General features: G+C 70.9%; 5 protein-coding genes. 3 read left to right on the top strand and 2 right to left on the bottom strand.

Going from position 1 to position 8,980, the window contains the following annotated elements:
- On the bottom strand, window positions 1-441 hold a 441-nt coding region (locus tag MD221_RS11540; RefSeq protein ID WP_425602258.1), incomplete at its 3' end, for a TonB-dependent receptor plug domain-containing protein.
- Window positions 442-769: 328 nt separating this feature from the next.
- Between MD221_RS11540 and MD221_RS11535 the strand changes: the two genes are divergently transcribed.
- The 3 genes from MD221_RS11535 to MD221_RS11525 are packed head-to-tail and all read left to right on the top strand — an operon-like array spanning window position 770 to window position 7,626.
- Window positions 770-2,596 (top strand): autotransporter assembly complex protein TamA, encoded by a 1,827-nt coding sequence (locus MD221_RS11535; RefSeq protein WP_242111894.1) that lies wholly within the window; start codon window positions 770-772, stop codon window positions 2,594-2,596.
- Between the two features lies 1 nt (window position 2,597).
- On the top strand, window positions 2,598-6,533 hold the full coding sequence (locus MD221_RS11530) for a translocation/assembly module TamB domain-containing protein (protein WP_242111892.1): 3,936 nt from the start codon (window positions 2,598-2,600) through the stop codon (window positions 6,531-6,533).
- A 4-nt stretch (window positions 6,534-6,537) separates the two neighbouring features.
- On the top strand, window positions 6,538-7,626 hold the full coding sequence (locus tag MD221_RS11525; RefSeq protein ID WP_242111891.1) for a winged helix DNA-binding domain-containing protein: 1,089 nt from the start codon (window positions 6,538-6,540) through the stop codon (window positions 7,624-7,626).
- Between the two features lie 66 nt (window positions 7,627-7,692).
- Here the strand turns inward: MD221_RS11525 and MD221_RS11520 are convergent, their stop codons facing one another.
- Entirely contained in the window at window positions 7,693-8,970 is a 1,278-nt protein-coding gene (locus tag MD221_RS11520) for a hypothetical protein (RefSeq protein ID WP_242111890.1), read from the bottom strand.
- Between the last annotated feature and the right edge of the window lie 10 nt (window positions 8,971-8,980).

Here is an 8,980-nt window from a genome sequence, read left to right as displayed (position 1 = left end):
CTGGTTGCCCGGCGCGATGTCGATGCGCTCGACCATGGCGGTCGGAATGCTGGCCAGGTCGGTGAAATTGCTCTGACCGTTGTAGAGCAGCGGATAGTCGGCCATCGGACGGCCGTCGATCAGCACCAGAGTGAAGCCCGGGTCCAGGCCGAGCAGGCTGATCGTCTCGGCGTTGGTGGTGAAGCCGCCGGTGAACTGGTTGTCCTGGATGGCGCCGGTGGTGAGCGGCTGGGCACGCAGCACGTCGTAGACGTCGCGGAAGCCCTGGCGCTGGATGCTTTCGGCGGTGATGGTGATGACGGGGGTGGCGGTTTCGATCTCGGTCTGGGGAATGAGCGAGCCGGTGACGGTGATCTTGCCCAGGTCGGTCGTCTTCTGGTCGCCCGCCTGTTCGCCGGCCTGCTCCTGTGCATGAACGCTGCCGATGCTCAAGGGCGCCATCAGCACAGCACAAATAGCCGTGGTTAACAGCTTCTTATTAGATTGCATGGTGAGTCCTCAACTTCATGGGGTGCGCGCACGGGCGCCGAAATAAAAAAAAGCGGCTTGAGCGCCGCATCAGTGAGCAGGGTTGGCTGCACATAACGACCTGATCCTTAGTCCTGCGAGTCCTTGGTGTTTCTGGCTTGCCGTCCCCCTGGATGCCCGATCAGCGCCTGGGACCGGCGGTGGGCAACGAAACCGAAATTACGGCTTCTTAACGTGGCGTGCAAGTGTCATTGCTCATGATGCTCGTGCGAATTTGTCCCAAGCCGGTATCCTGCCCGCAATGCGCCTGTCCTCCTTTCTCCTCACCCTCACCGTCCTCGCCGCCCCGATCCCGGCCATCGCGGCAAAAGTCAGCAAAGTCGACATCCATGGCCTCGACGAGGCGATGACGGCGAACGTGCGCGGCGCGCTGTCGCTGGAGGACGCCATCGGCAAGGAGATTCCCGGCCGGCGGCTGGGCTATCTGGTGCGCGTGGCCGAGGACGAGACCCGCGAGGCGCTGGAGCCGTTCGGCTATTACGCGCCGGAAATCCAGGTCGACCGCGTGCGCGGCGACAAGGGCACCGACGTGACCATCACCGTCAAGCCCGGGCAGCCGGTGCGGGTGCGCAATTCGGACATCGCCATCCTCGGCGCCGGCGGCGACGACCGCTACCTGAAGGAGGACCTGGCCGCCTTCACTCCGCACCAGGGCGACATCTTCAACCACGCCCTGTACGAGGCCAGCAAGACCCGGATCACCCGCCGCCTGGCCGAGCGCGGCTATTTCGACGCCGACTTCAACTCGCGCAGGGTCGAGGTGACGCGGGCCGACCATGCGGCCGACATCGATCTGGTCTGGACTAGTGGCGACCGCTACAACATGGGCGCGGTCACCTTCACCCAGGCCCCGAAGCAGATCATCAGCGAGAGCCTGCTGAACAAGCTGATCTACTGGAAGGAGGGCCAGTACTACCATCAGGGACGCCTGGACCGCCTGCGCAAGTCGCTCTCGGCCCTGGACTACTTCAGCCGCATCGACATCGAGCCGCAGCCGGAGAACGCCACCCTCGGGCCGGAGGGCGACAAGCGGGTGCCGGTCCAGGTCACGCTGACCCCGGCCAAGCGCAGCATCTACACCGCGGGCCTGAGCTACGGCACCGACAGCGGCGCCGGCATCCGCCTGGGCGTGGAGCGGCGCTATCTGAACCAGCGCGGCCACAAGGCGCTGGCGCAGGTGGACTGGGCGCAGAAGCGCAAGACCGCGACCCTGCAGTACCGCATCCCCGCCTTCGCCTGGCTGGACGGCTGGTACACCATCAGTGCGCAGCTGGCCGACGAGCAGACCGACTACATCGATTCGCGTCGCATCGAGTTCGTCGGCAGCCGCAGCGGCCAGTACAACCGCAATCTCAACCTGGTCGCGTCGATGCACCTGCTGCGCGAGCGCTGGGCCTACGTCACCGACGACGACGGCGACGCCGCCACGCCCGTGCAGTACCGCTATGCGACCTTCCTCTATCCCTCGCTGCGTGCCGAGTACGTCGATGTCGACGACCGCCTGTTCCCGCGCCGCGGCATCGGCGGCTTCGTGGTGCTGCGCACCGGCCTGGAAAGCCTGGGCTCCGACGCCAGCTTCGGGCAGCTGCAGGCGCGCGCCAGCTGGTTCAAGGGCCTGGGCGAGCGCAACCGCCTGATCGTGCGCGGCGAGATCGGCCACACCTTCACCAACGCCCTGGTCGACATGCCGCCCTCGCTGCGCTTCTACGCCGGCGGCGACCGCAGCATCCGCGGCTACGAATACCGCGAAGTCGGGCCGCGCATCGAGAAGATCGAGATCACCGGTTCGGGCAGGGAGCGGCGCGTGGACTCGTTCGCGATCGGCGCCAAGAACCTGCTGACCGGCAGCGTCGAGTTCGAACGCTATTTCACCGACACCCTGGGCGCGGCGGTCTTCGTCGACAGCGGCGACGCCTTCGACGGCACCAAGCCGGACTGGCGCACCGGCGTGGGCGTGGGCGCGCGCTACAAGTCGCCGGTGGGCCCGATCCGCTTCGACATCGCCCGCGGCCTGAACGACCCCGATTCGCCGTTCACCATCGGCCTGAGCATCGGAGCGGAATTCTGAGATGACGCAAACGTCCGCACCCGCCCCCGATCCGACGCCGGAAGAGCGCGAGGCCCGCATCGCCGAGTTGCGCGCGCTGCGCCGCGCGCGCATGCGCAAGCTGGCCCTGCGCACCGCGCTGGCCTTCATGGTGCTCGCGCTGCTGCTGGTGTTCGCGCTGTACTGGCTGTTGGCGACGCTCGGCGGCCGCGACTTTCTGATGGCGCAGATCGTCGCGCGCCTGCCGGCGGGCACGCAGCTGACCTGGGACAAGGCGGAAGGGCCGGTGACCGGCTCGCTGGCGCTGAGCGGCCTGCGCTTCGAGATGAAGAGCTGTCCCGACAAGGACGGCCAGCCGGTGCCCTACGGCCAGTGCGCCAAGCCCGACACGCTGGTGTTCACCGCCAGGCGCGTGGTGATCGACCCGGACATCCGTCCGCTGCTGGGCAAGCTGCTGCGCCTGGACGCGCTCGACATCGAGGGCGCGACGCTGGAGCTGCCCAAGAGCGACGAGCCCTTCGAGCTGCCGCGCTGGCCCGAGGTACTGCCGCGCATCGACCTGCCGCTGGCGCTGCAGGCCGACCGCATCCGCATCGACGGCTTCAAGGTGACGCAGGCCGGGCAATCGCTGATCGATGTGCGCACCGCGCGCGGCGGCATCGACGCGCGCCAGGGCGAACTGCACGTCGAGCACCTGGTCGTCGACAGCGATCGCGGTCATTTCGCCGTGCACGGCGACTATGCCCCGGACGACGACTACCGCATGTCGCTCACCGCCAGCGCCCTGCTGCCGGCGCCGCCGGCGCGCACGCGTCCGCGCATCGGCCTGGCCGCGCGCGGCGACCTGTCCAGGCTCGACATCGCCGTCTCCGGCAACGTGCCCGACAAGCTGCGCGCGCTGCTCACGCTGCGCGGCAAGGACCGGCCGCGCTGGCAGTTCAGCGCGGCCAGCAACGCGCTCGACCCGGGACTGCTCGCCGGCAGCGGCGAGCCGGGCACGCCGCTGTCGTTCGACATCCGGGCCGAGGGCCTCGGCGGCGAGGCCGATCTGCGCGGCAAGCTGCGCCAGGGCGATCTCGACCTCGTGCTGCAGCCCTCGAAGGTGAAGCTCGAGGAGCAGGTGCTGGAATTCAAGCCGCTGGCCGTGGACGTGTTCGGCGGCCACATCGTGGCGCGCGGGCGCGGCGATTTCAGCGAACCCGAGGCCGCGAGCTTCAAGTTCTCGGTCAACGCGAACGGGCTGTCCTTCGGCGGCGGCCCCCAGGCGGCCAAGGGCGCGGCGCCCGAGCCGGTCATCGGCGCCAATGCCGATTTCGGCATCGCCGGCACCAGCCAGGCCTGGGCGGCGGTGGGCAAGGCCGTGCTCACCCGCGAGAACCAGCGCGCCACCGTCGATTTCGACGGCCGCGGCGACACCGAGAAGCTGCTGCTCAAGTCGCTGCGCGCGGCGATGCCCACCGGCACGCTGGACGCCAAGGGCCAGGTCGGCTGGACACCGTCGCTGTCCTGGGAGATCGATGCCGCGCTCGACGGCTTCGATCCGGGCTACTTCGCCCGCGACTTCAAGGGCGCGGTCAACGGCAGCCTGGCCAGCCGCGGCCGCACGCGCGACGACGGCGGCCTGGAGGTCGAGGTCGACGCCGAGCGCCTCGGCGGCACGCTGCGCGGGCGCAAGCTCGGCGGACGCGCCGCCTTCGCAATGCACGGGCCGGCCACCGGCAAGACGCAGACCGACTTCGACGGCGAGATCGCGCTCAGCCTCGGCGACAGCCGCATCGACGCCAAGGGCAAGGTCGGCAACGCCCTTGCCGTGGACGCCAAGCTCGCGCCGCTGCAGCTGGCCGACCTGCTGCCCGGCAGCGCCGGCGCGCTGCGCGGCACGCTGCGCCTGACCGGCACCCGCACCGCGCCCAACCTGGACGCCGACCTGAGCGGCAGTGGCCTGAAGTACCAGGACTACACCGCCGCCAGCCTGAGCGTGAAAGGGCAGATCCCCTGGCAGGGCGCGAACGGCTCGCTGGCGGTCACCGCGCAGGGCGTCAATGCCGGCATCGCGCTGGCCAGCCTGCGCGCGGACGCCAGGGGCGCGATCGAGAACCTGCAATTCGACGCCAGCGCGCAGGGCCAGGCCGGCGGCGGATTCAGCACGCTCGCCCTGGGCGGCCACGTGCAACGCAACCGCAACGGCAACTGGCAGGGCACGCTGGTCTCGCTGCAGCTCGCGCCGGAAAAGGGCGCACCCTGGCGCCTGCAGTCGCCGGCGCGCTTCGCGCAGAACGGCAATCGCTGGACGCTGTCGGAGAGCTGCTTCTCCTCCGGCCCCGGCGCGCTGTGCGCCAACGCCGACTGGCCGCAGCAGGGCGTGCACCTGCGCGGCAACGGGCTGCCGCTGACGCTGGCCACGCCCTACCTGCCCACGCGCGAGGACGGCCGCCCGTGGATCCTGCGCGGCGAGATCGCCATCGAGGGCCAGGTGCGCCCGGCCGGCAACGCCTTCCAGGGCAACCTGCGCGTCAGCTCTCCCGGCGGCGGCCTGCGCATGAGCGAACGCGCGCGCAACGAGGTGATCAGCTACGAGAACCTGTCGCTGGACGGCAGCTTCGACGCGCGCCAGCTGCGCGCCACGCTCGGCAGCTCCTTCAACGGCGGCGGGCGCGTCGACGCGCACGTGGAGACCGGCTGGGACGCCTACTCGCCGCTGGCGGGCACGATCTCGGTCAACACCGCGCAGCTGACCTGGCTGGAGCTGTTCTCGCCGGACATCGTCGAGCCCACGGGCAAGCTTGACGGCCGCATCACGCTCTCGGGCACGCGCTCGCAGCCGGCGCTCGGCGGGCAGGCGCAGCTGAGCGACTTCAGCACCGAGCTGCCGGCGCTCGGCATCCTGCTCCAGCAGGGCAACGTGCGCCTGGACGCGCTCGCCGACGGCAGCGCGCGCATCAACGGCAGCATCCGTTCCGGCGAGGGCACGCTCAACATCGACGGCAGCCTCGGCTGGCAGGGCGACGACACGCCGCTGCAGCTGCAGCTGCGCGGCAACAACGTGCTCGTGTCCGACACCCGCGACCTGCGCGCGGTGGCGAATCCGGACATCACGGTGCGCTACGCGGCCAGGCAGCCGCTCAACGTCACCGGCACCGTCACCGTGCCGAACGCGATGATCGACCTGGAGCGCCTGGACCAGGGCGTGTCCGCCTCGCCCGACGTGGTGGTGCTCGATCCCGAGGACCCCGAGGACACCGGCGACTCGCCGCTCGAACTCGACCTGACCCTGGCCATGGGCGAGGACGTCAAGCTGAAGGGCTTCGGCCTGGACGGCACGCTCGGCGGCAAATTGCGCGTCCGCGCGCGGCCGGGGCGCGAGATGACCGGCAGCGGCCAGCTCGACGTGGGCGGCAAGTACGAGGCCTACGGCCAGAAGCTGCAGATCACCCGCGGCGCGCTGTCCTGGTCCAACGGCCCGGTCTCCGATCCGCTGCTGAACATCCGCGCCGAACGCAAGATCGAGGCCGAAAGCATCACCGCCGGCATCGACGTCACCGGACGCGCCTCGCAGCCGCAGGCCAACGTGTGGACCGATCCGGCCACCGACGATTCCGAGGCCCTGTCCTATCTCGCGCTCGGCCGCTCCACCTCGCGCCTGTCCAGCGACGAGAGCAACCAGCTCAGCGCCGCCTCGGCCGCGCTCAGCGCCGGCGGCAGTGTGCTGGCCTCGCAGATCGGCAGCAAGATCGGCCTGAGCGATGCCGGCATCAGCGATTCGCGCGCGCTGGGCGGCAGCGTGCTCGGCGTGGGCAAGCAGCTTTCCCCGCGCCTGTACGTCGGCTTCGGCGTGTCGCTGCTGGGCACGGGCCAGGTGCTCACCCTGAAGTACCTGCTGAGCAAGGGCTTCGACATCGAGATCGAATCGAGCACCCTGGAAAACCGCGGCTCGATCAACTGGCGCAAGGAAAAGTAGCACCATGCCCGAGCTGAGCGCCGCCGACCTGCTGCGCTTGCGCCTGGACCGGCACGGCATCGCCGCGCCGCGCTTCGACGCCGCCGCCGAGGTGGTCGCCTGGCTGGGCGCGATGCAGGCGCAGGACTACTACGGCTCGCTGTGGGCGGTGGGCCTGCGCATGCGCTCGGCGGTGGAGGCCGACGTGGAGCGCGCCATCGCCGACGGCCGCCTGGTGCGCACCTGGCCGATGCGCGGCACGCTGCATCTGATCGCCTCCCGGGACGTGCGCTGGATGCTGCCGCTGACCGCCGCGCGCAGCATCGCCGGCAACGCCGCGCGCCTGCACCGCGACTACGGCCTGGACGAGACCGAGCTCAGGCGCTGCCGCAAGCTCGTCGAGAAGACGCTGCGCGACGGCGCGGTGCTGCGCGGCGACCTGTACGCCGCCCTCGAGCGCGCCGGCATCGCCACCTCGGGCCAGCGCGGCGTCAACATCACCGGCCGCCTCGCCCAGGAAGGCCTGATCTGCGGCGGCCCGCGCATGGGCAAGCAGCCGAGCTTCGTGCTGTTCGACGCCTGGGTGCCCGCCGCGCCGCATATCCCGCGCGAGGAAGCCCTGGCCGAACTGGCGTGGCGCTATTTCCGAGCGCGCGGCCCGGCCACCGCGCAGGATTTCGCCTGGTGGTCGGGACTGACGGTGAAGGACGCGCAGGCGGGCGTGGCGATGATCGCCGACCGCCTGGCGCAGGACAGCTACGAGGGCCGCCCGCACTGGCGTGCGCGCGAGAGCGAGCCCGCATCGCTCGCCAAGGCGGGCAGGCGCCAGTTCCTGCTGCCGCCCTTCGACGAGTACCTGGTCTCCTACAAGGACCGCAGCGCCGCGGTCGATCCGGCCAGCAACCGCCTGGTGATCGGCATCAACGGACTGGTCAACGCCAGCGTCGTCGCCGACGGCCGCGTCGCCGCGCTGTGGAAGCGCGCGCTGGACAGGCATGGCGCGACGCTGACGCTGCAGGCGCTGCGCGCACTGCGAAAAACCGAGCTGGACGGCGTGCGCGGCGCGGCGCGCGACTATGCGCGCTTCCTGGGCATGAAGGTCGCGCTCGCCTGAGCGGGACCCGCGGCGGCAGAGGCGTCGCAGGCCTCCGGACCACGATGGCGGTCCGCCCGAGGTGGGCTACTGTCCCGCCTTGATGCGCGCGCCCTGCAGCCGCGGCACGCCGTCGGCGATATCGGTCCAGACCAGGAAGGCTTCGCCCTCGCGCAGGACGAGTTTCGGGAAGCCGGTGGCGCGCCCGCGCCCCTGCAGCCTGGCGATCTCGATGCGCGCCTGCTCGCGCGACAGATCGGCCGCATAGCGCGCCAGCCACAGCGACTGCCCCTTGGCGTCCTCGCGCAGCCAGGCCACCCAGACATGCTTGCCGTCGAGCGCGACGTCGACGCGGCCCTGCACCGCCTCGCCCTTGTCCACCGTGACCGGCGCGGCGAAGCTGTCGCCGGCGTCCTGGCTGCGGGCGATCTGCAGCAGTGGCGCATCGTTGGCGGCGCTGAACCAAGCCACCACCGCCTGCTCGCCGGCGGCGGCCACCGCCGGCCCGTTCACCGGACAGGCCGCCATCTTCCAGCCGTCAGCATGCACGGCCTGCGGCGCGCGCCAGGCGCCGCCGTCGAAGCGGGTGGCATGGATGTCGCGGATTTCCTCGGCGGTGCGGTCGCGGTACACCAGCAGCGGGCCGCGCGCGGTCACCGCCACGTCGGTGCCGCAGCAATCGCAGACCATGGCGTCGACCTCGGCGGTTTCCTGCACGCTCGGCGTCGCATCCAGCGTGGCGGCGTGCAGCGAGGTCGCGCCGCCGCCCTGCGCATGGCCCGCGTGCTCCGCGTCGGGGCCCATGTCTCGGCCCGTCAGCCAGGCGATGCCCAGGCGGTCGCGCGCCGCCGGCCAGAACGAGACGAAACCGTGCTCGACCGCCTTGCCGTCGTCGTGGGCGCGGATCGGATCGCTCCAGATCATGCCGTCGTCGGACGAGCGCGCCACGATGACGTCGTAGGCGTGCCCTTCGCCCTGCTCGCCGGCGCCGCGCGTCTTCTGCAGCCAGTGCGCCCACAGTGCGCCGTCGGCGGTGGCGGCGATATGCGGCGTATCGGCCCAGTTCACCAGCATCGACGCGCCCACGGCGATGGTCTTGGGCGCCCACTGCCATTGGCCGTTGCGGTCGTAGGTGGTGAACTGCAACGCGTGGCGCGACTTGTCGAAGGGCTTGACCCAGCTCAGCAGCAGGCGCCCGTCCGGCGCCAGGAACAGGTCCGGCTCGGACGCGCCGGCCGCCGCCGGCAGGCGCCATTCGGTCACCGTATCGCCGCCGGCCTCGGTGCGGCTGGCGGGCGGTTCGAGTTTCTGGCAGCCGGCCAGCGCGAGGGCGGTGGCGAGCGCCGCGGCTAGGGTCTTTTTCATGTCCGCAAGC

Source organism: Luteimonas aquatica (genome assembly GCF_022662575.1).
Taxonomy (GTDB): domain Bacteria; phylum Pseudomonadota; class Gammaproteobacteria; order Xanthomonadales; family Xanthomonadaceae; genus Luteimonas; species Luteimonas aquatica.
Note: the sequence above shows the minus strand (reverse complement) of the source record. Positions and strands in the feature narration are given on the sequence as shown.

Excerpts from the sequence above, each read along its gene's own strand:
- MD221_RS11535 (WP_242111894.1), top strand. The coding sequence starts at position 770 with ATGCGCCTGTCCTCCTTTCTCCTCACCCTCACCGTCCTCGCCGCCCCG.
- MD221_RS11520 (WP_242111890.1), bottom strand. The coding sequence starts at position 8,970 with ATGAAAAAGACCCTAGCCGCGGCGCTCGCCACCGCCCTCGCGCTGGCC.
- MD221_RS11530 (WP_242111892.1), top strand. The coding sequence starts at position 2,598 with ATGACGCAAACGTCCGCACCCGCCCCCGATCCGACGCCGGAAGAGCGC.
- MD221_RS11525 (WP_242111891.1), top strand. The coding sequence starts at position 6,538 with ATGCCCGAGCTGAGCGCCGCCGACCTGCTGCGCTTGCGCCTGGACCGG.